Origin of the sequence: Acrocarpospora sp. B8E8 (genome assembly GCF_039871605.1) — a bacterium.
GTDB lineage: Bacteria > Actinomycetota > Actinomycetes > Streptosporangiales > Streptosporangiaceae > Acrocarpospora > Acrocarpospora macrocephala.
Genome location: NZ_JBDPLV010000002.1, coordinates 118,934 through 143,324, shown reverse-complemented (window position 1 = coordinate 143,324; position 24,391 = coordinate 118,934). Strand labels below are relative to the sequence as shown.

Sequence of the window (24,391 nt, the reverse complement as noted above, 5' to 3'; positions counted from 1 at the left end):
ACACCCACCATGTCGAAACCGGCTCGTTGGTTTCTACGTCTCCATCGAGAAACAGACCGAGAGCAGGAGGGAACATCATGTTCGAGAACACCAAGGCGTTCAGCGGGTTCTCCGTGGACGACATCGCCGAGGCCAGGAAGTTCTACGGCGAGACGCTCGGGCTCAACGTCAGCGAGCGCAACGGCCTGCTGTTCCTGCACCTGGCCGGGGACCGGGACACCCTCGTCTACCCGAAGGGCGATCAGCACACGCCCGCGACGTTCACCATCCTCAACTTCCCGGTCCCGGACATCGAATCCGCGATGGCGGACCTGAGGGCGCGCGGCATCACCTTCGAAACCTACGAAGGCGTCGACGAGGACGGCGTCTTCCGGCGGGGCGGCCCGCTCATCGCCTGGTTCAAGGACCCGGCCGGCAACATCCTGTCCGTACTGCAGGAGGACTAGGCGACCCGTGGCGGGCGCCCATCAGCGGCGCCCGCCACGGCTAGGCCGCGTCTGGCGGCGGCTAGGCCCCGTCTCGCGCCGGTGGGGTGAAGCACACCGCGAGACAAGGGACAGATCATGACGTACTCCAACGAGACCCGCACGCCCGACGCCGCCCTGCGCGCCCTGGACCGGCTGGTCGGCACCTGGACGGTGACCGGCGGCGCGACCGGCACGGTCACCTACCGGTGGCTGGAGGGCGGCTTCTTCCTCGCCCAGGACGTGCGCCTGGAGCAGTTCGGCCAGCCCGTCACCGGCCTGGAGATCATCGGCCGGGAGTGCCCGTTCGGCGCCGAGCAGCCCGGCCGGGACATCAGGTCGCGCTACTACGACGACCAGGGCAACACCTTCGACTACGTGTACGAACTCGACGGCGACACCCTGACGATCTGGGCCGGGGAACCCGGCTCGCCCGCCTACTTCAAAGGCGAGTTCGACGGCGACACGATGGCGGGCGCCTGGGTCTACCCGGGCGGAGGCGGCTACGACTCCATCATGACCCGCGATTAAAAAATTTCTTCCGGCCGGATGTAGAGACGGCGGTGACGGCTCCGACCCAGGTGGGACGAACATCCACGGCTAAGGAGCACACCATGCGGAAGATCATCTACTTTGTTCACACCTCCGTCGACGGATTCTTCGAGGGCCCCGGCGGCGCCTTCGACTGGCCGCTCATGGGTCCTGAGCTGTCGGCGTACTCGATGAGCATGACCCAGGACGTGGACACCTTCCTCTACGGGCGGCTGGTCTACCAGGTGATGGCGAGCCACTGGCCGACCGCCGACACCGTCTCCGACCACCCGCACAACATCGCCTTCGCCCCGATCTGGCGCCGCACCCCGAAGATCGTCGTCTCCAACACCCTGACCGAGGCCGGCTGGGACACGCGCGTGATCAACGGGACCGGCCTGGCCGAGAAGATCACCGCGCTCAAGCGGGAGCCCGGCAAGAACCTGCTGCTCACCGGCGGCACCGGCCTGGCCTCCAGCCTGACCGAACTCGGGCTCATCGACGAGTACCTGATCGTCGTCCACCCCGTCCTGCTCACCGGCGGCACCCCGGTGCTGGCCGGGGTGAAGGACCGCCTCAAGCTGCGGCTCCTGGAGACCAGGACGATGGACGACGCCCTCGTGCTGCACCGCTACGAGCGCGCTCAGCCCTGACCGTCCAGCAGGCCCGCGTCGTGCACCAGCAGCGTGATCTGGACCCGGTTGTTGAGCCCCAGCCGGGCCAGAACGCTCGCCACGTACGCCTCGACCTGCGCCACGCTCAAGAACAGCAGCACTCCGATCTCCTCGTCGCCGCGCCCCTGACCGACGGCCACCGCGACCGCGTGCTCCCGCGCGGTCAGCGAGGCCAGTCCGGCCCGGGCCACCGCCCGCCGCCGATCACGATCGGAGTCGGAGACCCGCGCGACCAGCCGCCGGGCGACCGCCGGGGACAGCACCGGCTGCCCCCGCGCCACCCGGCGGACCGCGCTCACCACCTCCGCCGCCGGGGTGTCCTTACGCAGGAACCCGGCCGCCCCCGCCCGCAGCGCCCGCAACACCCGCTCATCGGCGTCGGCCGCGCTCAACACGATCACCTCCGGCGGATCCGGCCGCTCCCGCAACACCACGATCGCGGCCAGCCCATCCCAGGCCGACATCCAGATGTCCATCAGCACCACATCCGGATCATGACGCTCCACCATCGGCACGAGCTGCGCCCCGTCGCCCGCCTCCCCCACCACGCGCAGATCCGCCGCGGCCCCCAGCACCAACCGCAGCCCCGCCCGCGACCGCGGATCCTCATCCACGATCAGCACGCCCACCGGTCCGCTCATGCGGGCCACGGTAGCCACACCAGCACCCGCCAGCCACCTTGTCCTCACGAACCGGCTAACGCGGTCCTTTGGAGAACCCGGTGCCCGCTCTGCCCTGGGAAACGTCCCCGGCCGGGTTCACCTGGCAGGATCCCCGAAGAGCGTTATTGGTTTAGAAATGTCCGGAAGCTCCAGATTTGGCCGTCCGGATAGTAGTAGGTGCTATTCATGACATCTCGTGGTGATATGTTCGCATCCCAACGCGACGCATTGCCCGAATATTGGGAGCTCCCGGTGTCTCCTACTCCCCCGCTCGATCCGATAACCCCTCTGCTGGGCCGCGCGAATCACCTGGAGGTGTTGCTCGTTTCGAATCTGCTCGGATTCTTCTTAACGGCGACTTTCGCTATATTCGCGGCCGTTTATGAGCTGAGGCAAGCCACGGGATCGCACCGGCTGCCCCCACCGAGTCATATATTCATCGGGGCAAGTATATTCTATTCCTTTCTTGGCGGATATTATTACTTCATGCTCGCCCAGTACTATGCCTGCATCGTCACGGTAGTGCCGCTGGCCAGGGAGAAAGGCCTGCAAGTAGAGGGTCTCTGGAACACGATGCGCACTCCTTCCTTCGGACTGATGTCGGAGGACGGGGCAAACGTGGCGATGCTGGCGGCCGCTCCGCTCGCGCCATTGATATTCTCCGTGGTCACCCTCATCGCGCTGTGGTCGCTGGCGAGAAGAGGCACGGGACCGGGGATAGGCATGAGGCCGATAATCCTCTGCTTCTCTTTACAGATCTTGGTGTGCGTGCTCCTGATCACCATGCCTTTCCTGGAGTTTCTGCGAGTCACGGTCTGGTCGACGTAGCCGCCGGGTCCGTTCCCCGGCTGATTCAAAGCGGCCGGCCCCGGATCGTTGGAAAGGGCCGACACGACCACCGGTCGTAAGCCACAATGGGCTCCCGTCATCTCAGACCCGGGGAAAGCGGGCAAATGCGGAGAATTAGGATTTTGGCGGTGGCGTTTCTCGCTGTCGCGGTGGCGGGGTCCCTGATCGTCCTGGAGATCGTCTCGTCGTCCGGGCCGTTGTGGGTGACCGATTCGCCGCACGAGGAACTGGTCGGCATCACCGACGGCGGCGACCTGTTCAACCCGGACCCCCAAGAGAACGACCAGGTCAGGCAGAAGATCAACCGCCTTCAGCGGAAGATCCAGGAGGAGAACAAGCGGGTCGCGCAGAACGCGGATATGCCGCACTACGTCAAGGTCGTCCTGCTGATGCCGTTGACCGTCTCCAAGGGACGGGCTTCGGCGATCCCGCTGGAGCACATCCTGCACGCGCTCGAAGGCACCTACACCGCGCTGATCCGCGCGAACACATCCACGATCTTCGGCGACTCCAAGCGAGTGCAACTGCAGCTGCTCCTGGCCAACCAGGGCAGCAGGCAGTTGGCCGACGACGACTTCGTCGACAAAGTGATGGAGGCGTCAGAGCCGGAGCATCCGGTGGTGGCGGTGGTGGGGCTGGGATCGAGCGTGCCCAACACCGGGACCATGGCCGAGAAGCTCGCCGAACGGGGCATCCCGATGGTCAGCGCGATCACCTCGGCCGACACGCTGACCGGAAGATCGAACCTGTGGAGCGTGTCGCCCAGCAACATCCAGTACGCGAAAGCGTTGCGGCACTTCCTCGACGCGCGCAAGGATCTGCGCTCCGGCATCATCGTCCGCGACCGGAACAAGGACCCGTACACCTCGACGTTGGGCGAGGCGTTCAAGAATGAGCTCGCCCCATACCTCGAATTTTCTGACTTGTGGTACTCCGGCGGCACGGTCGACCAACCGGCCCAACCCAACCTTTACGCGCAGGTGGTCACCAACATCTGCAATGCGGCGAATGCCCGCGACAAGCCCCTGGACACCGTGTTCTACGCCGGTCGCGTGGCGGACTTCCGATTCTTCGCCGAAGCGCTGAAAGACCGCGAGTGCAAGAAGGTCCCGCTGACCGTGCTCGCGAGTGCCACCGGGTTCGAGTCGGCCCGGGACAGCTCAAGCGAGCTCGCGAGCGGCAACATCAAGGTCTTCTACGCCTCCTCGTCCGACCCACCCGGGTGGGCGGCGGACCCCGCCGACGCGCCGCCGGATTTCGAGGCGTTCACCGACGCCTACAAGCGGCTTGGATACGACCCCCAAGGACTGGCTGACGGCCTTGCGATCGCCCACCATGACGCGTTCGCCTCCGCCGCCATGGCGATCCGGCTCTCCGCCATGGGCGTGCCTCAGGACCAGCCGATCGAGGCCGCCGGGGTGGCGGGCGAGTTCCCCAACCTGGTGCTCGCCTACCCGGTGCGCGGTGCGTCCGGCAGGCTCGTCTTCCCGAGCGACGCCGGAAGAAGAGCGGCCGGACGGATCATCCCGCTGCGCGAACTCGGCACGGCCAAGACCACGTTCCCCAAGGGTTTCGAACAATACGAGGTCCCCGCCCGTGGCAGGTGAACCCTTCGCCTGGCTGCGGACCGCCGACATCGCCGCCGAAGTCTTCGAGGAGGCGCGCGCGGAGGCACTGAAGTCCATGCTGGGCGAAGCCGAAAGACTAGGCGTTCAGCCGAATGAGAACAACTTGAAGCGCAAGGCGGCCAGTTTTCGTGCGGACCAGATCAGCCAGTTCGACCAATTCCGGCAGGCTGCGGTCCGGACGCCAAAGAATGGGCCGCAGCTCCGCCTTCTCCGTCTCGCCGACCTGACCGCCTGCCTACTGGTCGCCGGGCTGACCTTCCTCCTGCACGGCTGGACCATCGCACGACAGGGACCCGTCGGCTCTTACCCCGATGTCGGCCCGCTGTCGCTGGAAGCGGTCCTCGCGGCTCTTCCCGCACTGGGCCTGCTGCTGATCTCCACCACCGGGATCTTCTTCCTGGCCTGGCTGCTGGCCCCGCGCGGGGCCGGTGACGGCTCCCCGCCGGCCGGGGCGTACGTGGCCGCGGCGGCGGTCATCGCGCTGGCCACGACGGTTCGGCTCGGGTACCTGGCCATAGGGGCGATCGGCGTCTGGGGAGCGCTCGGCGCTCTGCTGGCGGGAAGCGTGTGGGGAGTGTGGTTCACCGCCCCGGTCAAGTGCTGGTGGCTGGCGCTGGCCAGGCCACGAGCCGCGGCCAGGGAGCGCGAGCAGGCCCAGATCGCCCGGCAGGAGTGGGTGAAGAAAATGAAGGACTTGCTCACCCAGCGGTTACGCCAGGAGGTGATGAAGGAGGCCGCCCGGTCATACTCCATGAAACTGTCGGTGGATGGCACCGACAGTCTGCGGCGAGCGCGTGGCAAAGGGCACGTCGAGACTCCGGCCGAGCGGGCTCTGGCCACTGTGAGTGCGGGAATGCACGACGGGAGTGTGGCGTTGTCCGGGCCGCGCGGCGTGGGTAAGACCGAGATCCTGACGGCCTTCTGCCGGGATCCCGGGCGGCTGGGCCTGGTGGTGGTCGCGCCGACGCACTACGAGCGGCGCGACTTCGCCCTGCACCTGTTCGCCGAGGTGTGCAAATGGGTGCTGGAGGATGGGCCGAGACAGCTGCGCAGGCAGGCCGACCAGCACCTGCGGCAGATCTGGCACCTGCAGACGCGCACTGCGGAGGCCTCTCTGGTCATCCCCGTCGTGGGCCTGTCGTTCACGCGAGGCAGGAGCAGAGCGCGCCAGCCGCTCACCTACCCCGAGATCGTGCACGAGCTGAGGAGGTTCCTGGAGTTCCTGGCCGGGATCGGGCAGGCCATCGGCAAGCGGCTGGTGATCGGCATCGACGAGCTTGACCGCATCCAGCCGCCGACGGCGGCGCAGGATTTTCTCAACGAAATCAAAGTGATCTTCGACGTGCCCGGCTGCCTATTCGTCCTGTCGGTCTCCGACGAGGCTCTCCGTGCCGCTGACCTGCTCCCGGTGGGCGGACGCGACGTGTTCGACAGCGCGATCGACGAGGTGATCCGGGTCGAGCCGCTCTGTCACGAAGATGCGGCCCTGCTGCTGGACTCCCGGGTCATCGACGTGCCCGTGGTGTTCATCGGATTGTTCAACGCCCTGGCCGGCGGCATCCCCCGCGACCTCCTACGCATCGCCCGGGCGGCGATCCTGTCCCCCAAGAGACCCCCGGAGGAGGAAGTGGCCACCACCGCCAAACGGCTGGTCGAACGCGAGCTGGCCCGGATCGCCAACTGCAGCGACAGCAGCGTGCCGCCCGAACTGCTCGGCCTCTTTCCCGGCGAGGAGATAGCCAAGCACGGCACGCTGCGCGAGCTCGGCGAGCAGGCGGGCGCGCTGCCGCCCGGAGACGGGATCGCCATCACCATCGCCAACCGGCTGCTCTTCCTCGACACCGTTCTCGGCATGTTCTCCGCGGATCTGACCACCGAGCGGATCAAGCGGATCGAGGCAGACAAGGGTTTCACCGCGCTGGCCAGGGCGGCAAGCATCATCGGCACCGCCGATCACCAGGCCAACGCGGCGCTGCGCCGGATCAGGACCGCCTGGCTGGACGAGTTGCCTCCCCTCGCGCGATAACGATACGTCGAATCGGGTCACACGCTCACTTCGCCGTGGGCGATGATGCGGGTGAGGACGGGAATGGCGGCGGTCGCCGTACCGGCCTGGTGGGCGGCGAGGGTGAGGGTGCCGAGGGTGGGCGGGCGGAGCCGGTTGGGGATGGCCAGGACCGTCATGCCGGCGGCGTGGGCGGCGCGGATGCCGGCGGTGGAGTCCTCGACCGCCAGGCATTCGGCCGGAGGCAGGCCGAGGAGTTCGGCGGCCAGCAAGTAGGCGTCGGGTTCCGGTTTGGAGGCCAGCACGTCCTCGTCGGCGATGACGGCCGTGACATGGCCGGTGAGGCCGAGGGCGGTGACGGCGGCGTGCACGTAGCGGTGCGGCGCCGCCGAGGCCACCGCCACCGGGACCCACAGGGCGGCGGCGGTGAGGAGCTGGTAGGCGCCCTCCAGCAGGGCGATCCTGCCCTCGTTCAGGGCGGCGAGGGCGGCCTCGGTGCATTCGGCGTGCACCTGGGCGGGGTCGGTGCCGCAGGCGTCGGCCAGGACGGCGGCCCAGTCGCCGCTGCCGACCAGGGCGCCGACGTCGCCGTCCCGGCCGCCGTTGCGGGCGAGGTAGTCGCGCCAGATCCGGTCCCAGACGTGGCCGCTGGCGACCAGGGTGTCGTCGAGGTCGAAGACGACGGCGCGCACCTGGGTCACACCCCGGCTGGGACGGCCGCGCGGTGGGCCATCAACTGCTCGATCGAGATCAGCGCCAGGCCGTGCTCGTCGGCGAAGACCCGCAGCTCGGGCAGGCGGGCCAGGGTGCCGTCCGGGTTGAACACCTCGGTGAGCGCGGCCACGGGAGGCAGCCCGGCCAGCCGTACCAGCTCGATGCCGGCTTCGGTGTGGCCCTGGCGGGCGGCGAGGCCGCCCTCGTCGGCGCGGAGCGGGAAGACGTGGCCGGGGCGCTGCAGCTGGCGCGGGCCGGTGCCCGGGTCGGCCAGCAGGCGCAGGGTGTTGGCGCGGCTGGCCGCCGAGATGCCGGTGGTGCCGTCGGCGGCGTCCACCGAGACGGTGAACGCGCCGACCCGGGGGTCCTCGTTGAGGGCGACCATGGGCGGCAGATGCAGCCGGTCCAGGTCGGGCCCCTCCATGGCCGCGCACACGATGCCACCGCTATGCCGGATCAGGAACGCCATCAGCACCGGCGTCATCAGCGACCCGGCTGCGATCAGATCCCCCTCGTTCTCCCGGTCCTCATCGTCGATGACCAGAACGGGACGCCCCGCGGCGATCTCTTCGATCGCGGCGGCCACGGTGTCGAGCATGAGAACCCCCGAAGCGTTAACGCACAGTAGTTATAGAACTACGCCAGCCCCCACCCGTACGGCAGGTCACGACACACCGGGAGAGATAACCCATGACCGCTGATTTCCCGGAGACTTACGTGATAATCGGCTGATAGCACGCACATGAGCTGCGGCGCGGATCAACCGGATGGGGATCTGGAGCGTTGGTAGCCCACCGGCTCGACCGATGATGACGACCGACCAGAGGTGCTTTCTCGGTGGCTTATCGGCTTAGCTTCTTCGGCAGGGCAGGTGAGGAGGTCGCCCAGGTCTCGCTGGAGCGTCTGCTTGATGAGTTGCTCACCTCTGGCGATCCGTTGTTAGGTGAATGGCTGGGTCCAAATGTCGATGAGGTGGCGGTGTTCCGCAGGCCAAGCTGTCGCCGATTGGCTGACGCTCGAGGTCCATGTGGGTGTTGCCTTCATCGCAGAGTCGGTGATCGAAGCTGACCCTGACTGCGAACACGGCATCTGGGGCTGTGACTTGCTCGCCACGATCACGCTTAGCGGGGACAACCCGGACTGGGCTCTCGTCAACCGGACCTGGGCAGCGCCGGTCAAACTATGGTCAGCCGTCCCTTGGGATGCGATGTCAGGCTTCGGGGTAGCCCGTTAACGGTCCAGACTGCGGATGTCGTCCACGATCGTGATTCCGCCGCCGGTCGATGCCGAATCGACAAGTGGTGTTGCCGGTGTGAGGCAAGAGATATAGCTTGCCGGGTGTGGTGGAACGAGACGACTACGCGGCCATCCGGGATCGGATTGTCGGGCTGGCCCGTGCCCATGGGCTGCGCTGTGACTGGGCCGAATCGACCAAACGCCAGCGATTCCTGCTGTTGTGGGACGCTCAGGGCCGTGTCGCAGCCCGTGCCGCCGTGCCACTTTATCCGGGCGAGACGCCATCTCTGGTGGAAGCCCTCGAACGCGGTCTGGCGCCCTTGTTCGGCGAAGACTGGCTGGAGGACTGATGACGACCCACGAGCCGCATGTTGATGTTCATGTTTCTAAAACGGGCAGTTTGTGGCTGGCCGTGCTGTCCGGGGTGGCGGGCGGCATGTCCGCGCACTCCCTCAAGGAGCTCCAGGCGGACATCGCCGAAGGGTTGCCCTTCCTGTTCGGTGATCGCGATCAGCTGCCCGTTCCGGTCTTCCATTACACCCTGCCGGGTCTCACCGAGGAGGATCTGCGGGCGTTCGCGCGGCTGCAGCGGGAAGCGGCGGCGATCGCCGAGGATTACAGCAGGACGGCCAAGGCGCGCGTGGACCAGCTCGCCGGGCTCGGGCTGTCCGACGCTGATATCGGCGAGCTGCTTGGGTTGACGAAGCAGCGCATCCAGCAGATCCGTACCAACCCGCCCGTGGCTCGCCGAAGCGCCTGACATGGACGTGTTCCTGGAGCTGCTCGTACGGGAAGCCTCGGCCGTCGAGTTCGAGGGGCCGGTGCTGCGGGCGCGGGCCGAGGGGGCCGGGGCGGAGACGCTGGAGCGGCTGGAGCGGGACAAGGTCGCGGCCCTGCGGGTGCGGGGCATGTTGCGGCGGCGGGCCAAGCGGGAGGCGGAGCTGTCGGCGCTGTTCGACACGGCGGGGGACCTCGCGGGGTTGCGGGATCTGGACGCGGTGCTGGCGGCGATCGTGCGGCGGGCCCGGCAGCTGCTGGGCACCGACGTCGCGTACATGACGCTGAACGACCCCGAGCGGGGGGACACGTTCATGCGGGTGACCGACGGGTCCTCGGCCGCGCGGTTCCGCGGGTTGCGGCTGGCGATGGGGGCGGGGCTCGGCGGGCTGGTGGCGCAGTCGGGCGTGCCGTACAACACGGCGGACTATTTCGCCGACGAGCGGTTCCGGCACACCGTCACCATCGACGACGCGGTGCACGAGGAGGGGCTCGTCGCCATTCTCGGGGTGCCGCTGCGGCTGGGGGCGCAGGTCATCGGGGTGCTGTTCGCGGCCAACCGGAGCGCGCGGCCGTTCGCGCCCGAAGAGGTCGCGCTGCTGTCCTCGCTGGCCGCGCACGCGGCGGTGGCGATCGACACGGCGCGGCTGCTGGAGGAGACGCGGGCCGCGCTGACCGAGCTGAGCGAGGCCAACACGCTCATCCGGGCGCACAGCGACGCGATCGAGCGGGCCGCGGCCGCGCACGACCGGATGACCGGCCTGGTGCTGCGCGGCGGCGGCGTGGAGGATGTGGCGGCGGTCGTCACCGAGGTGCTGGGCGGGCGGCTGACCGTGCTCGACGAGGAGGGGCGGCCGCTGGTGGGGGACGCGGCCGACCTGGACGCGGGCGTGTCGGAGGCGGCGCGCTCGTCCCGCGCGCTCGGCCGGACGGTCCGGCGCGGCGAGGTGTTCGTGGCCTCGGTGGACGTGGGCGCGGCCCCGCTGTGCACGCTGGTGCTGCGCACCGCGGCCCGGCCGACCGACACCGACCAGCGCATCCTGGAACGGGCCGCGCAGGTCACCGCGCTGCTGCTGCTGTTCCGCCGCAGCGTCGCCGACGCCGAAGGCCGGGTACGCGGCGAGCTGCTGGACGACCTCGTCTTCCGGCCAGAACTCGACGGGCTGCACGACCGGGCCCGCCGCCTCGGCGTGCACCTGGACGAACCGCACGTCCTGGTCGTCGCCCGCCACGACGGCCAGCGGGAACGCGCCGCGTTCTGGGCCTCGGCGCAGGCGGCGCTCGCCCACGGGCTGGCCGCCGCCCGCGGGCACGAGGTCATCCTGCTGCTGCCGGGCGACAAACCCGGCGTCCTGGCGCGCCGCGCCGCCGCCGAGCTGACCGCCTCGCTCGGCCATCCGGCCACCGCGGGAGCGGCGGCGGTGCTCGGCGGGCCGCTGTCGGAGGCGTACCAGGAAGCCCAGCGGTGCGCGGACGCGCTACGGGCGCTGGGCCGGGGCGGGGACGGCGCCAGCGCGGCCGAACTGGGCTTCGTCGGCCTGCTCATCGGCGAGGGCCGCGACGTGCCCGCGTTCCTGGCCGGCACGATCGGCCCGGTCGTCGACTACGACGCCCGCCGCGGCACCCAGCTGCGCGCGACCCTGGCCGCCTACTTCGGCTCCGGCGGCTCCCTGTCCCGTACGGCCGAGACGTTGCACATCCACGTCAACACCGTCACCCAGCGCCTGGACCGGATCGGCCAGCTGCTGGGCGCCGGCTGGCAGGAGCCGGAGCGCGCCCTGGAGATCCAGCTGGCGCTGCGCCTGCACCGCCTGCGGGATGGCCCCTGACCCCATGGCAGGTGCGTGAGGTATGTACCGAATCGCCATAGTCGCGGCGGCGGTCCGCTGCGTACGGTGAGCCAACCCACGCGACAAAGGAGCCGGTGGCATGAAAAACGAGCGGATCGCCACGTCCCGCCTGACCCAGAACGTCCTGACCGTGCCCGGAGCGGAGGGTGAGGCCGTGCTGTTCGTGCACGGCAACGTGTCCTCGAGCGCCTTCTGGCGGGACGCGCTGCGCGCGCTGGCCGGCACGCACCGGCCGCTAGCGGTGGATCTGCGTGGATTCGGGGAGACCGATCCCGAGCCGGTCGACGCCACCCGGGGGTTGCGGGACTACTCCGACGACGTGCTGGCGCTGATCGACGCGCTGGCGCTGGACCGGGTGCACCTGGTCGGCTGGAGCATGGGGGGCGGGGTCGTCCTGCAGGCGCTGCGGGATCGGCCGGGGGTGGTGGCGAGTGTGACGCTGGTCAATCCCGTCTCGCCGTACGGGTTCGGCGGCACCGAGGGAGCGGACGGCGCGCTGACCCACGCCGACGGGACCGGGTCCGGCGCGGGCGGCGCCAACCCCGACTTCGTCAAGCTGCTGGCCGAGGGCGACCGGTCGGACGAGTCCCCGCTGGCTCCCCGCAACGTCTTCCGCACCGCCTACGTCAAGCCGGGCACGGTCATCGAGGACGAGGACTTCTACGTCGACTCGATGCTGACCACGCGGGTCGGCGAGGGCCACTACCCGGGCGACGCCGCCACCTCCACCGCGTGGCCAGGCCTGGCCCCCGGCACGCGCGGCGTCCTGAACTGCCTCGCGCCCACCCACTTCCGCCTGGATCTCGCCGAGATCGACCCCAAGCCGCCCATCCTGTGGATCCGCGGCGCCGACGACGTGATCGTCTCCGACACCTCGCTGTTCGACCTGGCCCACCTGGGCGTGCTCGGCGTCATCCCCGGCTCCCCCGGCACGCCCGGCCAGCCGATGATCACCCAGACCAGGGCCGCCCTCACCGCCTACGGCAACTACCGCGAGGTCGTCCTGGACGACTGCGGCCACAGCCCGCACCTGGAGAAGCCGGCCGAGTTCCTCGCCGCGCTCGGCGCCCACCTCACCTGAGCATGTCCAGGTAGTGCGGATTGATCATGACGCCCAGGATGTTGCCGAACGGGTCGACGAACGACGCGGTCACGAACCCCTGGTGCCGTTCGGTCCTGGGTTCGTGTTCCTTGGCGCCCATGGCCAGCAGCCGCTCGCAGGCGGCGTCCAGATTGTCCACGTGCCAGTAGGCGACCGCGCCGCCCGGGCCGCTGAGCTGGCCGTGCGGTGAGTAGCGGCGGTCGATGAGGCCCAGTTCCTGCTGATGGTCGCCGATCCGGAACTCCACGTAGGCGGGCCGCCCATCGGGGCCCGGCCGGGTGAACCACGGCTCCAGGCCCAGGAGTTCGGCATACCAGTCGACCGCCGCCGGCATGTCGTCGGTAAAGAAACTGATCGTGGCGAGCCCCCGCAGCATGTCCTGCTCCTCTCGGTGTCTGCATGGCACGCTACGCTCCGTCACCGACAGTTCGGCTCCGCAACACGCGAATTTGAGACGGGCCTTGACGGGCATATGGGCCTGTAAACAATAATTACCATCGGGAAAGTAGGAATTATTGGAAAGGTGATGCGGTGCGGTCGCTCATCCTGCTCGGGCTGGTCGGCTTCGCCGCTCAACTCGTCGACGGCAGCCTCGGCATGGCCTACGGCGTCACCTCGACCACGCTCCTGCTCGCCGCGGGCACCGGCGCGGCGGCCACCTCGGCCACCGTGCACCTGGCCGAGATCGGCACCACGCTCGCCTCGGGCCTGGCGCACTGGCGGTTCGGCAACATCGACTGGAAGGTCGTCGGCAAGATCGGCGTTCCGGGCGCGCTCGGCGCCTTCGCCGGGGCCACCTTCCTGTCCAGCCTGTCCACCGAGTTCGCCGCCCCGATCATGTCGATCATCCTGCTGTCCCTGGGGCTTTACGTCCTGATCCGCTTCACCGCGTACGGCCTGCCCCGCGGCAACCTGGGCAAGCCGCTGCGCAAACGGTTCCTGGCCCCGCTCGGCCTGGTGGCGGGTTTCGTGGACGCGACCGGCGGCGGTGGCTGGGGCCCGGTCGGCACGCCCGCCATCCTGGCCAGCGGCCGGATCCCGCCGCGCAAGGTGATCGGCTCCATCGACGCCAGCGAGTTCCTGGTCGCCATCGCGGCCAGCGCCGGCTTCCTGGCCGGCCTCGGCTCGGAGAACATCGACTTCGCCTGGGTCGGCGTGCTCCTGCTCGGCGGCGTGATCGCCGCCCCGATCGCGGCCTGGCTGGTCCGCCACATCCCACCGCGCATCCTCGGCTCGGCGGTGGGCGGCGTTATTGTCCTGACCAACGTGCGTACGCTGCTGCGCGGTGAATGGGTGGACGCGCCCGGCGGCGTCCAGACCGTGGCGTACGTCACCATCGCGGCGCTGTGGGCGGCGGCGGTCGCCTACTCGGCCCGCGAGCACCACCGCGAGAAGGCCATCGAGGCGGCCGACGCCGAACTCCTGGGCCCTGCCCCGGAAGAGGAAACCGCTCGCGCCTAACTTCCGCATCTCAACGGCCATGCGCGTCGTCGGCGGTGTAGTGCCACAGGTGAGGCGACAGCCGTACGATCGCGGTGACGGTCGTCACGGTGAGCAGGCCGCCGGCGCAGATCGTCAGCTGGGGGCCGAATGCCGAGGCGGCGGCCCCGTGCAGCAGGTGGGCGAGTTGCGGGCCGCCCTGGAGCACGACGGTGAGGGAGCCTTGGATCCGGCCGCGCAGGGCGTCGTCGGTGTACGCCTGGGAGATGGCGTTGCGGAAGGTGCTGAGCACGAAGTTGACCGCGCCGCCGAGCGTCAGCGCCGCGAGCGCGAGCCACAGGTGCGGCGCGAGGCCGAGGACCACGACGGTCCCGCCCCAGACGGCGGCGGCGGACGCCATCAGGGCGCCGTGACGGCGGGCGCGCGTGAACGTTCCCGACATCAGCCCGGCCGCGAAGACCCCGGCTGGGTACGCGGCGTAGAGCAGGCCCAGCTCGACACCTCCTCCGGCCGGGCCGCCGTAGGTGCGTTCCGCCAGTTCGGGGAGGAGCGCGATGGGCATCCCGAAGACCATCGCGGCCAGGTCCACCGCCAGCACGGCGACCAGAACCCGGCTGGTGAGCAGGTAGCGGAATCCGGCCAGCACGTGCCCGAACGTGGACGGACGCCGGTCCCCCGGCGCCGTGGCCGGGCGGCCGAGCACAGGCGGGCGCTGGCCGGTCGATGTCGTGGCCGGGCGGGGTTTCGGTGGGATCGGCGGCAGCTTGGCGACCGCCCACAGCACGGCCAGCAATGCCACGGCGTCGAACAGGTAGAGCGTGCCGAGCCCGGCGACCGGAATCAGTACTCCCGCCAGGAGCGGGCCCACGATCGATCCGCCGTACCTGACGAGCGAACTCAGGCTGTTGGCCGCGGTCAGCAGGTCGGTGGGTACGACCCGGGGCACCGCGGCACCCATCGTCACCATGATCGCCCCGAAGGTCAGGCCCTGGCATGCCACCAGCGCCAGCAGGACGGGGACCGAGCGTCCGCCCCATGCCGTCTGAGCCCACAGCGCCAGGTAGGTCAGGGCGAGACCGCCGTGCGCGGCTAGGAGCAGCCGCCTGCGGTCCACCATGTCGGCGAGGGCCCCGCCCCATAAGGAGGCGACGGCCAGGGCACCGAACGACACCGCGGCCGCCGCACCGACGGTCGCGGATGAGCCGGTCATCGTGAACAGCTGGGTCGGCACCGCGACAACGCTGAACGAGCCGCCGACCGCGCCGACCACCGAAGCGGCCCACAACCGCCGGAAGGCAGGGATCTCCAGGGGACGCCGGTCCACTGTGTAGGTCACTGGGGCACCATGTTTTCTCGCAGGCAGGTCTCGCCGCCACGATCTGGAGTCGGGTCAGCGCATCGGCCGCGACGTCCAGATCAGGATGTGGTTCGCGCTGCTGCGCGATGTCAGAGGGTCACCACGTCGGCTACCACGCAGGCGATGTTGTCCGGCGCACCCGCGGCGTAGGCCAGTCCGACCAGCTCGTCGAGGACCTGCTCGGGGTCCGTCGTGCCGGTCAGCACACGCCGCAGGGACTCGGTCGCGACGACAGTGGACAGCCCGTCTGAGCACAGCAGGTAGCGGTCGCCGGGTTCGGCCGTGTGCACGGACAGGTCGGGTTGCGGCCCGCCGGTGCCGGTGAGCGCGCGGACCAGCAGCGAACGTTGCGGATGCGAGGCGGCCTCCGCCGGGCTGAGGCGGCCGTCGTCGACCAGCGACTGCACGTAGGTGTGATCGTGGGTGATCTGGAAGAGCTCACCGTCGCGCACCAGGTATGCCCGGGTGTCGCCGATGTGCACCAGCGCGAGCCGGGAGCCCGACCACAACATCGCGGTCAGCGTCGTGACCGCCTCACCCGTGGGTGTTGCCTCGGCGATGACCTGGATGACCTTGTCCGCCTGGTTGACGGCGTCGGCGAGCGCGCCGAGCAGGTCACCGGCGGGCATGGCCGTCGAGTTCAGGGTCTCCAGCGCCTCCAGCGGTTTGAGCGCGTCGATGGCGGCCGCGCTGGCGAGATTCCCGCCGGGACCGCGCGTTCCGTCGGCCACCGCGAGCAGGCGGGCGCCCGCGTAGGCGGCGTCCTCGTTGCTCGTGCGGACCGGCCCCGCATCCGATCGGGCCGCGTACCGGATTCCGATCATGGTTTCGGTGTTGTCCACGGCGCTTCCCCGTCCTGACAGGTAGTCGACGAGGAAGGTGGCCAGCTGTTCGCGCGCGGCGGTTTCCGCCACGATCTGCGCCCGATAGGCGGCGACCTGCTCGGCCGCGGCCTCGGGCTCGAGCTCGCACACCTGGCGGATGCGGGCCAGCGGCATGCCCAGCCGCCGCAGCCACGCGATCAGCCGGGCTCGCTCCAGCTGGGCCGGATCGTAAAAGCGATACCCCGACTCCCCGTCCACCGCGGCCGGTGGGAGCAGTCCCAGCTCGTCATACAGCCGTAGCGCCTTCGGCGACAACCGCGCGGCCCGGGCGAACGCCCCGATCGTCAGCAGCCCCACACCACCCCTCCTCGCACCGGTCGGAAGAACCGGCACCACGATGCTGCGCCTTCACCCAAGGGCAAGGTCCATACATCACCCCGAACTATCTCGAACCCCGCACACCAGGAACGACCAGGCCATCTATCCCGCCACGCGGCCGACTGTCCCAGATCATGCCCACCAAGGAACGGGAGGAGCGCCGCAACGGAGGGTTCAGGCGTGTATCAGGTGCCCTGTGGTGGTGTTACCAATCTGTTACGAGAGGGCGAATCCGTAACGGGCTGGCAGAAGTAACACATACGCGGACATGATGAGAGAGGCGGATTTATGCGCACAGCCCTGAAGTCCCTCGCGGTCGCCGCAGGTTTGATCCTGCTGGCCACGAGCCCGGCGGTCGCCGCACCCGACACTAAGCCACCGTCCATTCCAGGCAATCTACGCGCGACCCAAGTGACGCAAACCGGGGTGACGCTGACTTGGAGCCCCTCCACCGACAATGTCAGAGTCGTCTCCTATTCGGTATGGGCTCCAGGACTCGACACCGTCGTGCTCGTCAACCATCCGACCACATCAACGACTATCAACGGGTTACACCCAGGGACAACGTACGCCTTCCGCGTCTATGCCTCGGACGGCATCCGCGTGTCCGGGCCGAGCAGCATCCTTAACGTCACCACTCAGCCCGACGTCGTCGCCCCCTCCGCTCCCTCCGGCCTCGCCCTGGCCAACAACGTCCACGGATTCCCCGTCGACGGCGTTACCGCGTCCAAGGTCCTGCTGACCTGGACGAACTCGACCGACGACTTCGGACCGATCAAGTACCAGGTTCTGGTCAACGGGGCGCCGAGCCCGAACGTCTTCGACACCAGGCCGGCCGGAAGCCCGGTCACCACCGTGTCCAAGGCATGGGTCCGGCAACTTGAGCCTGGAACCACCTACAACCTGTCCGTACGCGCCGTGGACAGCGGCGGCAACGTGTCGGCGGCGAGCGCCCCGGTCACGGTGACCACCGATGCCGCCAACGACACCGTGGCGCCCACGACTCCCACCCTGACCCAGGCCGGGGGCCTCGGCACCAGTGTGTGCCCTGAGGAACTGCTCGTGAACTATACGGCCGCGACTGACGACGTCACCCCGGCCACGGCCGTGGAGTACGAGATCCGGATCAACGGCACCATCAGCGATGTCTTCAAGGGCCTCTCGGGCAGAATCATCATTTACACGGAGATCTTCGGGCCTAACACCGTCACCATCGTGGCGGTCGACGCCGCGGGGAACGCGTCGGCGCCGAGTAACGCGATTACCGACAACATCCAGTGGGGCATCAGCTACTGCGGATAAGCAGGAAGGTGTTCACGTATCCCGCGCGGTGACGTCAACGGCAGTTGAGGGAGGGCCGATCGCCATGATCGGCCCTCCCTCGTGCCTGCCGTACGATCGGATCGTTGTCGATCGAATGACCAGATCAGAGTGGCAGACACAGCCGGCGGGGAGTGCTGTCGCCGCGGAGGCGGGCGTCGGCGCAGCCGCCCGGGAGACCCTGGTACTCCTGGTCGCCGAAGTTCGCGGTGACGGTCAGCGTCCCGTCGCCGAAGCGGGTCTGCTGCACCTGGTGGTCGGCGGTCACCCAGCGGAAGGCGGTCATCGGCTCGGCACCGGCGGACTGGTGCAGCGGCGCGAAGAACCGCTGCAGCTCAGCGATCTCCGCGCCGTGCTCTCCCAGCGTGCCGGGGCCGAAGACGAAGTTGAGCGGCGTGTTGTACAGCACCGCCAGCAGCGCCCTGTCCACCTGCTGGTCGGGCAGCTTGTAGTAGGACAGCTCCCACCGGTCCAGGCTGATCACCGAGTCGTGCAGCACGGTCTCGTACAGCGGCACCCGGTAAGCCGGGTCGAACATGGCCTTGGCCAGGTCGGCGGGCAGGCGGACGGGCTGGAAGAAGTGCTTGGGCGCCGCAGGCGGCCACCACACGCCCCACCGCTCACGATCCCGTTCCAGCGGCCACAGCTGGTCGGCCGCTGGGGTCGAGGACCCGTGGCTGTAGGCCAGCACCGTGTTCGCCCAGCTCCCCGCGGTCTCCGAGCCCAGCACCAGCCGGCGCTCGGCCGACACGTACCGCATCCGCGCCAGCCGGTTGTCCCGGTCCTGCGCCTTGGTCATCGGGTGCTCGGCGCTGTGGTCGTCGAAGAACTCACCGGCGGCGTCCACATCCAGGAAGTAACTGTCGGCGCCGTTGCGGGTCATCTCGTCCACGCGGCCGGCCAGGTAACCGTGCCGGGGCTCGGACGCGGCCAGCGCCGCGGAGCTGAGGTAGCAGCCGCGGTCCTGGAAGCCCGGCAGGATCTGCCCCTTCTTGGTGCGGATGCAGGCGTCCGGGTACATCCGGCCAGGCCATACCGAGGTCCGCGTGTCGGCGCCGCGCGGGTCCTGGGCGTTGTCCCACGAGTCGTAGGGGCTGACGAGATAGCCGGCCTCCTTGGCCGCGGCGACCGCCTGCGCGGTCATCGGCTCGTCGGTGGCGTACCCCAGCCACATACGGCTGATCTCAAGCCGCCGCAGCTCCGCCACCGCGTCCGCGCCGCGTGCCGAGCCCCACAGGTAGGCGTGGAAGGCGCCGAGCAGCCGACCGGTCGCGGGATTGGCGGCGATCTTCTCCCGCAGCGACCCCAGCTGCCCGTGCTCGGCCAGCCAGCGCCGGTAGTCCAGTGCGGCGGCGACCGGCGAGCAGCCGGTGAGCGCGAAGCTGACGGTGTACGTGCGGGTGCCGCCGCGGGCGGAGAAGGCGTGCTCGGCCTCGGCGTGCAGCCGGCCGTCGTCCGACACCAGCCGCAGGGTGGTGCCGATGCCGTCGGGAACCAGGTAGCTGACGCCGCGGTCGCCGGCGGTGTGCCCCCAGAACGGCATCGTCAGCCCACCGGTCAGCGCGGACTCCGAGCCCGCGACCTCCAGCCCCTTCGTGTTCCACCAGGGGTCATCCACCGGGAGCGACAGCCCCTCCCCCCGCGGGAGCTGGATGGCGGTGGCGGCCGGGTCCAGCCCAGACACCGGCCAGGTCAGCGAGCCGTCCCGCGCGGCGCGGATGGTGACCACCAGCCGACCGCGGTCGCTCCTGACGGTGACCTTCAGCTGATGCTCCGGGTAGGACCAGCTCGCCGTACCACCAGCGAGGGTGACCGGGCCGGGCGGCCCGAGTCGCGCCGTCGCGGGGGCGGACATGGCGAGCGCGCCGCCGCCGGTCAGGCGGCCGGTGACCGCCAGCGAGGAGACCTGGACGACCGCCTTGCCGCCGGCCAGCGGCAGCACCAGGTCACCGCCGTCCATCCGGGCCGCGCCCGCGGATGCGGGGGCGGCGGTCTCGGCGCACACCCGTGCCGCGGCGGGCCCGGGAGTGGCCCCGGTACAGGCTCCGGCCGCCAGGACCAGGCCGACCAGGGGCAGGATCTGCCAGATACTTGCTGCTCGAATTCTGATCATGCGCGGCAAGCTATGGATGACGGATGAAAGCGAGATGAGATGACCGGCGACAGATGTCCGCAAGCGTGAAAGGCGCGGAGGGCGAGAGCGGCGGCGCGCGGGTGCTGGTGGTCGAGGACGACTCCTGGGTGCGGGAGTCGGTTGCGCGCGGCCTGGAGAGCGAGGGCTACACCGTGCGCGCCTGCGGCGGCGGGGGCGAGGCGCTGACCGAGGTCCCCGGCTGGCGGCCGGACGTCATCGTCCTCGACGTGCTGATGCCCTTCGTGGACGGTCTCACCGTCTGCCGCAGGCTCAGGACCGGCGGGGACAGGACGCCGATCCTGATGCTCACCGCCCGCGACGCGGTCGCCGACCGGGTCGCCGGGCTGGACGCCGGAGCCGACGACTACCTCGTCAAGCCGTTCGACCTCGGCGAGCTGCTGGCCAGGACACGGGCGCTGCTGCGGCGCGCTTACCCGCCGGACCCGGCCATACTCAGGTGCGCCGACCTCGTGGTGGACACCGCCGGCTACCACGTCCGCCGCGGCGAGCGGGTCATCCAGCTCACCCGCACTGAGTTCGCGCTCCTGGAGGTCATGCTGCGCAACGCCGGGCAGACGATCCCCAGCGAGGTGCTCATGGACCGGGTGTGGGGGTACGACTTCGGGCCGGCGTCCAACTCGCTGGCGGTCTACGTGCGCTACCTGCGCCGCAAGCTGGAAGCCGCCGACGAGCCGCGGCTCCTGCACACCGTGCGCGGCATCGGCTACCGCCTGGAGTCGCCATGACCGAGACCCCGACACGACGCTTGCGGGCACTGGCATGTCGCCTTATCCCGGCGCGGCACCCCCCGCCGCTAAGGCTGCGGATCGCGCTCGTCAGCGCCGTCGTCGTCGGCGTCGGCCTGGCGGGCATGGCCGCGACCGCCTACCTCGTGGTCGACCACGAGCTGCACCGCGCCATCGACCTCGAGCTGACCCGTGAAGCCCGCCGCGCGCAGCGGCTGCATGCCGCGCAGCCCGAGGCGTGGAGCCCCGCCGGGCCGTGCACGGTGCTGGCGGCGCCCGCCTGCGTCCAGACGGTCCTAGCGGACGGGACCGCCACCCCTCGCGACGGGTCCGAGCCGGGGCTGCCGGTCTCCGAGCGGACCCGCGCCGTGGCGGCTGGCACCCTGGCCGCCTACTACAGCGACATCGTGCTGGACGGCCATGCCGCCCGGTTGCTCACCGCCCCGCTGGACGAGGGCGCCGCCGTCCAGGTCGCCGTACGCTCCGACCGCGTGGACACGAGCCTGCACCGTATCGGGATCGCCCTCGGCGTGGCCGCGGCGGTCGGCGTCACGATGGCCGCGGCCGCTGGGTTCGCCGTGGCCCGCGCGGGGCTCACGCCCGTGGCCGCCCTCACCGCCGCCGCCGAGCAGGTCGCCGCGACCCAGGACCCGCGGCGGCGGATCCGCGTCAACCGCCGCGACGAGCTGGGGCGGCTCGCCGGCAGCTTCAACACGATGCTCGCCGCGCTGCAGGGGGCGCTGGACGCCAGGCAGCAGTCGCTGGACGCCCAGCGCCGCCTGGTCGCCGACGCCTCGCACGAGCTGCGCACGCCGCTCACCTCCCTGCGCACCAGCATCGACCTGCTCGGCCGCGCCGACCGGCTCTCCCCGGCGCGGCAGGCGGCCACCCTGGAGGTCCTGCGCGTGCAGGCCGGCGAGTTGACCGGGCTGGTCACCGACCTGCTCGAGCTGGCCCGCGGCGACGACCCCGACGCCGCCGCGCGGGAGGACACCGAGGACGTGCGTCTGGACTCGCTGGTGGAACACTGCCTGCGCGCCGCCCGCCGGAACTGGCCGGCCGTCACCTTCCACGCGGACCTCACGCCGACCGTCCTGCCAGGCGTCCAGCGGCAGCTGGCCCGGGCGGTCACCAACCTGGTCGACAACGCGGCCAAGTTCAGCCCGGCGGGATCGACCGTGCACGTCCGGCTCACCGGCCGGGAGCTGTCCGTGCGCGACCACGGCCCCGGGATCCCGGCCGACGCGCTGCCCCACGTGTTCGACCGCTTCTTCCGCGCCGACGCCGCCCGCTCACGGCCGGGATCCGGCCTCGGCCTGGCCATCGTCAAGCAGGTCACCACCGCCCACAGCGCCCAGGTCACGGTCGAGAACGCGCACGGCGGCGGCACTCTCGTCCGCGTCGTGTTCCCCACGGCCGACCCGCTCGGCGACACGGACGACTGAGCCTCACCCCGCTCCGCCGGCACTCAGGAATCAGCAAGATTCCTGGAGCCATCTGCTGGTGGGATCAAACCGCTGGTGGTCTGGAACCGCGGCATCCACGGCTTCTTGCGCGTTCATGTGCGGGGAGGCGTTCCGCGTGATCCTCGTCGATGGCCTGGACCCGGTGTGCCGCAGGTGCGCCCGCGGGAGCACCACGCCCGATCAGGCCGCGCCGCTGTGGCAGGCGTTCGGCCACGACCGAGCGCATCACCGAACTGACCGCCACCCTCAACCGCGCCGCAGACCGTACAAAGGCGAGCGGCGAGATCTCGACTCCCGGCGGCCTACCCCGGATCCTGCGCGCCAGGGACGACCAAGCCGGTCTCATACGCGGCGATGACCGCCTGGGTTCTGTCGCGTAGGCCGAGTTTGGCGAGGACGCGGCTGACATGGGTTTTCACGGTTTCCTCGGTGACGATGAGGCGGGCGGCGATCTCCTGGTTGGAAAGGCCCTCCGCGACGAGGCGCAGGACCTGCGTCTCGCGGGGGGTGAGGGTGCTGGGAGTGGACGGTTTCAGGGATTTCGAGGACTTTGAGGATTTCGCGGATTTCGGGGTGAGGTGGGCGAACTCGGTGATGAGGCGGCGGGTGATGGCGGGGGCCAGGAGGGCCTGGCCGTCGGCGATGACGCGGACGGCGTCGAAGAGGTGCTCGGCGGTGACGTCCTTGAGCAGGAAACCGCTGGCTCCGGCGCGGAGCGCGTCGTAGACATACTCGTCGAGATCGAAGGTGGTGAGGATGAGAACGCGCGGGCCGGTGAGCTGCCTGGTCGCCTCGATGCCGTTCATGCCGGGCATGCGGATGTCCATCAGCACGACGTCCGGCGCGGTTTCGCGGCAGACACGGATGGCTTCGGCGCCGTCCCCGGCGGTGCCGACGACCTGGAAGTCCGGCTGGGTGTCCAGCAGCCCGGCGAACCCTGTCCTGACCACCTGGTGATCGTCGACGACCACGACCCGGATCACGCTCATCCGGCCGCCTCTCCGGGCAGGCTGGCCTCGACCAGGAAGCCGCCGCCGGCGGCATGCCCGGTGCGCAGGTCGCCACCGACGGCCGTGGCCCGTTCCCGCATCCCAGCCAGGCCATGACCGCCTTCGTGACCGTCTCCGCGGCTGCCTTCGCGATCGTCTTCGTGACCGTGGCTGATGGCGGGGCCGGGGCCGTTGTCGCGGACGAACAGCCGCAGCGCGTCTCCCGCGTAGTGCAGCTCCACGTCGACGGCCGCGCCGGGCGCGTGCCGCCGCGCGTTGGTGAGCGCTTCCTGAATGATCCGGTACGCCGCGAGCTCGACGCCCGGGTCGAGCGTGACCGGTGACCCGCGCAGGATGAGCCGGGTGCCCGTCCCGGACGCGTCCCTGGCCTCGTCCAGCAGGTCGTTGACCTCGTGCAGGCGCAGCCCCGGCTGAGGAGTCAGCTCCGGACGGGGCCGCTCCCCCGCCGTCGTGTCCTCGCGCAGGACGCCGAGCAGCCGCCGCATCTCGGTCAGCGCCGCCCGGGCCGTGTCCCCGATCGCGGACAGCCGTTCGGCCCCGGCGGGCGGCATGCCGGGGGTGGCCAGCCGGGCGTTCTCCGCCTGCACGGCCACCATGGAGATATGGTGCGCGACCACGTCGTGCAGCTCGCGGGCGATGCGCGCGCGTTCACCCCGCGCGGTGTGCTCCAGCAGCGAATCGGCGATCACCTGCCGGGCCGCCGTGTTCGCCGCCGCGTCATCGTGGGCCCGCCGGGCGATCCCGGCCAGCGCCGCCGCCGGGGCCAGGCAGGCCAGCACCATCGTGATCGTCCGCGCCTCCACGCCCGCCAGCGCCAGGATCGGGAACGGCGCGGCCAGCGGCAACGCCGCCCAGGGCGAGCCGGTGCGCCCGAGCCGGTAGCCGGCCACCAGCTGCGCGCCCATCCCCGCCACCGTCAAGGCCTGGAAACCGGTGACCGACAGGACCGCCGCCGCGGACACGACCAGGGCCGCCGCGAACGGCTGCGTCCACAGCAGCACCAGCGGCAGCGTGGTCGCCACGGCGAACAGCACGAACGCGAGGTCCGGACCGGCCGGACCCCGGGCATGCGCGATGGACTCGATCACCGCCAGCAGCACCAGAGGCGCCCCGACCATGACGATCCGCGGGTCGTACGTTCGGTCCACCCCAGCATTGTCCCTGGTCCGGGAGCCGCTGGCATCCCCCGCGCGTGGGATGGCCGGCCGGCGAAGATGGCTCCGC

The 24,391-nt window shown here is 70.2% G+C and carries 23 protein-coding genes; 14 read left to right on the top strand and 9 right to left on the bottom strand.

Features of this window, described 5'->3' with window-relative positions:
- Positions 1-77 precede the first annotated feature (77 nt).
- The 3 genes from ABGB08_RS03385 (at position 78) to ABGB08_RS03375 (ending at position 1,648) form a co-directional block, all read left to right on the top strand.
- Positions 78-446, top strand: coding sequence for a VOC family protein (locus ABGB08_RS03385; RefSeq protein ID WP_155355915.1), 369 nt, complete (start codon positions 78-80; stop codon positions 444-446).
- 117 nt (positions 447-563) lie between these two features.
- A complete protein-coding gene (locus tag ABGB08_RS03380) occupies positions 564-995 on the top strand; it encodes a hypothetical protein (RefSeq protein ID WP_347586095.1) in 432 nt (143 codons plus the stop codon).
- 83 nt (positions 996-1,078) lie between these two features.
- Complete coding sequence (locus ABGB08_RS03375; RefSeq protein ID WP_347586093.1) at positions 1,079-1,648, top strand: dihydrofolate reductase family protein; 570 nt, start codon at positions 1,079-1,081, stop codon at positions 1,646-1,648.
- Here ABGB08_RS03375 and ABGB08_RS03370 read toward each other — a convergent pair.
- Positions 1,639-2,310, bottom strand: a complete 672-nt coding sequence (locus ABGB08_RS03370) for a response regulator transcription factor (RefSeq protein ID WP_347586091.1) — start codon at positions 2,308-2,310, stop codon at positions 1,639-1,641. The genes ABGB08_RS03375 and ABGB08_RS03370 overlap by 10 nt on opposite strands.
- A 273-nt stretch (positions 2,311-2,583) precedes the next feature.
- Here ABGB08_RS03370 and ABGB08_RS03365 point away from each other — a divergent pair, with 273 nt between their 5' ends.
- From ABGB08_RS03365 to ABGB08_RS03355, 3 genes are all read left to right on the top strand, one after another.
- Entirely contained in the window at positions 2,584-3,159 is a 576-nt protein-coding gene (locus ABGB08_RS03365; protein WP_347586088.1) for a hypothetical protein, read from the top strand.
- 149 nt (positions 3,160-3,308) lie between these two features.
- Positions 3,309-4,787, top strand: a complete 1,479-nt coding sequence (locus ABGB08_RS03360; protein ID WP_347586086.1) for a hypothetical protein — start codon at positions 3,309-3,311, stop codon at positions 4,785-4,787.
- Entirely contained in the window at positions 4,777-6,834 is a 2,058-nt protein-coding gene (locus ABGB08_RS03355) for an AAA family ATPase (RefSeq protein WP_347586084.1), read from the top strand. The genes ABGB08_RS03360 and ABGB08_RS03355 overlap by 11 nt, the downstream gene beginning before the upstream one ends.
- Before the next feature lie 17 nt (positions 6,835-6,851).
- Here the strand turns inward: ABGB08_RS03355 and ABGB08_RS03350 are convergent, their stop codons facing one another.
- Positions 6,852-7,514 (bottom strand): HAD family phosphatase, encoded by a 663-nt coding sequence (locus ABGB08_RS03350; RefSeq protein WP_347586082.1) that lies wholly within the window; start codon positions 7,512-7,514, stop codon positions 6,852-6,854.
- Positions 7,511-8,125 (bottom strand): 3,4-dihydroxy-2-butanone-4-phosphate synthase, encoded by a 615-nt coding sequence (ribB, locus tag ABGB08_RS03345; protein ID WP_347586080.1) that lies wholly within the window; start codon positions 8,123-8,125, stop codon positions 7,511-7,513. The genes ABGB08_RS03350 and ribB overlap by 4 nt, the downstream gene beginning before the upstream one ends.
- A 742-nt stretch (positions 8,126-8,867) precedes the next feature.
- Here ribB and ABGB08_RS03340 point away from each other — a divergent pair.
- The 4 genes from ABGB08_RS03340 to ABGB08_RS03325 all read left to right on the top strand — a co-directional run bounded on the left by ABGB08_RS03340 (position 8,868) and on the right by ABGB08_RS03325 (position 12,471).
- Positions 8,868-9,113, top strand: coding sequence for a hypothetical protein (locus ABGB08_RS03340; RefSeq protein WP_347586078.1), 246 nt, complete (start codon positions 8,868-8,870; stop codon positions 9,111-9,113).
- Positions 9,113-9,523: a hypothetical protein gene (locus tag ABGB08_RS03335; protein WP_347586076.1), complete on the top strand. Its 411-nt coding sequence runs from the start codon at positions 9,113-9,115 to the stop codon at positions 9,521-9,523. The genes ABGB08_RS03340 and ABGB08_RS03335 overlap by 1 nt, the downstream gene beginning before the upstream one ends.
- Before the next feature lies 1 nt (position 9,524).
- Entirely contained in the window at positions 9,525-11,369 is a 1,845-nt protein-coding gene (locus ABGB08_RS03330; protein WP_347586074.1) for a GAF domain-containing protein, read from the top strand.
- Positions 11,370-11,469: 100 nt separating this feature from the next.
- Positions 11,470-12,471 carry an alpha/beta hydrolase gene (locus ABGB08_RS03325; RefSeq protein ID WP_347586072.1) on the top strand — a complete coding sequence of 334 codons (1,002 nt, stop codon included), beginning with the start codon at positions 11,470-11,472 and terminating at the stop codon, positions 12,469-12,471.
- Here the strand turns inward: ABGB08_RS03325 and ABGB08_RS03320 are convergent.
- Positions 12,464-12,868, bottom strand: a complete 405-nt coding sequence (locus ABGB08_RS03320) for a VOC family protein (protein ID WP_155355905.1) — start codon at positions 12,866-12,868, stop codon at positions 12,464-12,466. The two genes, ABGB08_RS03325 and ABGB08_RS03320, sit on opposite strands and share 8 nt — an antisense overlap.
- A 155-nt stretch (positions 12,869-13,023) precedes the next feature.
- On the opposite strand from ABGB08_RS03320, the gene ABGB08_RS03315 reads away from it, so the two are divergent.
- Positions 13,024-13,953 carry a sulfite exporter TauE/SafE family protein gene (locus ABGB08_RS03315; protein WP_347586069.1) on the top strand — a complete coding sequence of 310 codons (930 nt, stop codon included), beginning with the start codon at positions 13,024-13,026 and terminating at the stop codon, positions 13,951-13,953.
- A gap of 10 nt (positions 13,954-13,963) precedes the next feature.
- Here the strand turns inward: ABGB08_RS03315 and ABGB08_RS03310 are convergent, their stop codons facing one another.
- Both ABGB08_RS03310 and ABGB08_RS03305 read right to left on the bottom strand, forming a co-directional pair.
- Complete coding sequence (locus ABGB08_RS03310) at positions 13,964-15,268, bottom strand: MFS transporter (RefSeq protein ID WP_347586067.1); 1,305 nt, start codon at positions 15,266-15,268, stop codon at positions 13,964-13,966.
- Between the two features lie 110 nt (positions 15,269-15,378).
- Positions 15,379-16,470, bottom strand: coding sequence for a MerR family transcriptional regulator (locus tag ABGB08_RS03305; RefSeq protein WP_347586065.1), 1,092 nt, complete (start codon positions 16,468-16,470; stop codon positions 15,379-15,381).
- A 309-nt stretch (positions 16,471-16,779) separates the two neighbouring features.
- Between ABGB08_RS03305 and ABGB08_RS03300 the strand changes: the two genes are divergently transcribed.
- On the top strand, positions 16,780-17,793 hold the full coding sequence (locus ABGB08_RS03300) for a fibronectin type III domain-containing protein (RefSeq protein ID WP_347586062.1): 1,014 nt from the start codon (positions 16,780-16,782) through the stop codon (positions 17,791-17,793).
- Between the two features lie 124 nt (positions 17,794-17,917).
- On the opposite strand, the gene ABGB08_RS03295 is transcribed toward ABGB08_RS03300, so the two are convergent.
- Positions 17,918-19,924, bottom strand: a complete 2,007-nt coding sequence (locus tag ABGB08_RS03295) for a glycoside hydrolase (RefSeq protein WP_347586060.1) — start codon at positions 19,922-19,924, stop codon at positions 17,918-17,920.
- A gap of 53 nt (positions 19,925-19,977) precedes the next feature.
- Between ABGB08_RS03295 and ABGB08_RS03290 the strand changes: the two genes are divergently transcribed.
- Positions 19,978-20,691, top strand: coding sequence for a response regulator transcription factor (locus ABGB08_RS03290; RefSeq protein ID WP_347586058.1), 714 nt, complete (start codon positions 19,978-19,980; stop codon positions 20,689-20,691).
- Complete coding sequence (locus ABGB08_RS03285; protein ID WP_347586056.1) at positions 20,688-22,136, top strand: HAMP domain-containing sensor histidine kinase; 1,449 nt, start codon at positions 20,688-20,690, stop codon at positions 22,134-22,136. Before ABGB08_RS03290 ends, ABGB08_RS03285 begins: the two co-directional genes overlap by 4 nt.
- 323 nt (positions 22,137-22,459) lie before the next feature.
- On the opposite strand, the gene ABGB08_RS03280 is transcribed toward ABGB08_RS03285, so the two are convergent.
- Both ABGB08_RS03280 and ABGB08_RS03275 read right to left on the bottom strand, forming a co-directional pair.
- On the bottom strand, positions 22,460-23,146 hold the full coding sequence (locus tag ABGB08_RS03280; RefSeq protein ID WP_347586054.1) for a response regulator transcription factor: 687 nt from the start codon (positions 23,144-23,146) through the stop codon (positions 22,460-22,462).
- Positions 23,143-24,315, bottom strand: coding sequence for a sensor histidine kinase (locus ABGB08_RS03275; RefSeq protein WP_347586052.1), 1,173 nt, complete (start codon positions 24,313-24,315; stop codon positions 23,143-23,145). The genes ABGB08_RS03280 and ABGB08_RS03275 overlap by 4 nt, the downstream gene beginning before the upstream one ends.
- Positions 24,316-24,391 lie beyond the last annotated feature (76 nt).

Bases quoted from the DNA above. Each gene is read 5' to 3' on its own strand.
- ABGB08_RS03385 (WP_155355915.1), top strand. From the start codon at position 78: ATGTTCGAGAACACCAAGGCGTTCAGCGGGTTCTCCGTGGACGACATC.
- ABGB08_RS03380 (WP_347586095.1), top strand. From the start codon at position 564: ATGACGTACTCCAACGAGACCCGCACGCCCGACGCCGCCCTGCGCGCC.
- ABGB08_RS03375 (WP_347586093.1), top strand. From the start codon at position 1,079: ATGCGGAAGATCATCTACTTTGTTCACACCTCCGTCGACGGATTCTTC.
- ABGB08_RS03370 (WP_347586091.1), bottom strand. From the start codon at position 2,310: ATGAGCGGACCGGTGGGCGTGCTGATCGTGGATGAGGATCCGCGGTCG.
- ribB (WP_347586080.1), bottom strand. From the start codon at position 8,125: ATGCTCGACACCGTGGCCGCCGCGATCGAAGAGATCGCCGCGGGGCGT.
- ABGB08_RS03335 (WP_347586076.1), top strand. From the start codon at position 9,113: ATGACGACCCACGAGCCGCATGTTGATGTTCATGTTTCTAAAACGGGC.
- ABGB08_RS03330 (WP_347586074.1), top strand. From the start codon at position 9,525: ATGGACGTGTTCCTGGAGCTGCTCGTACGGGAAGCCTCGGCCGTCGAG.
- ABGB08_RS03325 (WP_347586072.1), top strand. From the start codon at position 11,470: ATGAAAAACGAGCGGATCGCCACGTCCCGCCTGACCCAGAACGTCCTG.
- ABGB08_RS03320 (WP_155355905.1), bottom strand. From the start codon at position 12,868: ATGCTGCGGGGGCTCGCCACGATCAGTTTCTTTACCGACGACATGCCG.
- ABGB08_RS03300 (WP_347586062.1), top strand. From the start codon at position 16,780: ATGCGCACAGCCCTGAAGTCCCTCGCGGTCGCCGCAGGTTTGATCCTG.
- ABGB08_RS03295 (WP_347586060.1), bottom strand. From the start codon at position 19,924: ATGATCAGAATTCGAGCAGCAAGTATCTGGCAGATCCTGCCCCTGGTC.
- ABGB08_RS03290 (WP_347586058.1), top strand. From the start codon at position 19,978: ATGTCCGCAAGCGTGAAAGGCGCGGAGGGCGAGAGCGGCGGCGCGCGG.
- ABGB08_RS03285 (WP_347586056.1), top strand. From the start codon at position 20,688: ATGACCGAGACCCCGACACGACGCTTGCGGGCACTGGCATGTCGCCTT.
- ABGB08_RS03280 (WP_347586054.1), bottom strand. From the start codon at position 23,146: ATGAGCGTGATCCGGGTCGTGGTCGTCGACGATCACCAGGTGGTCAGG.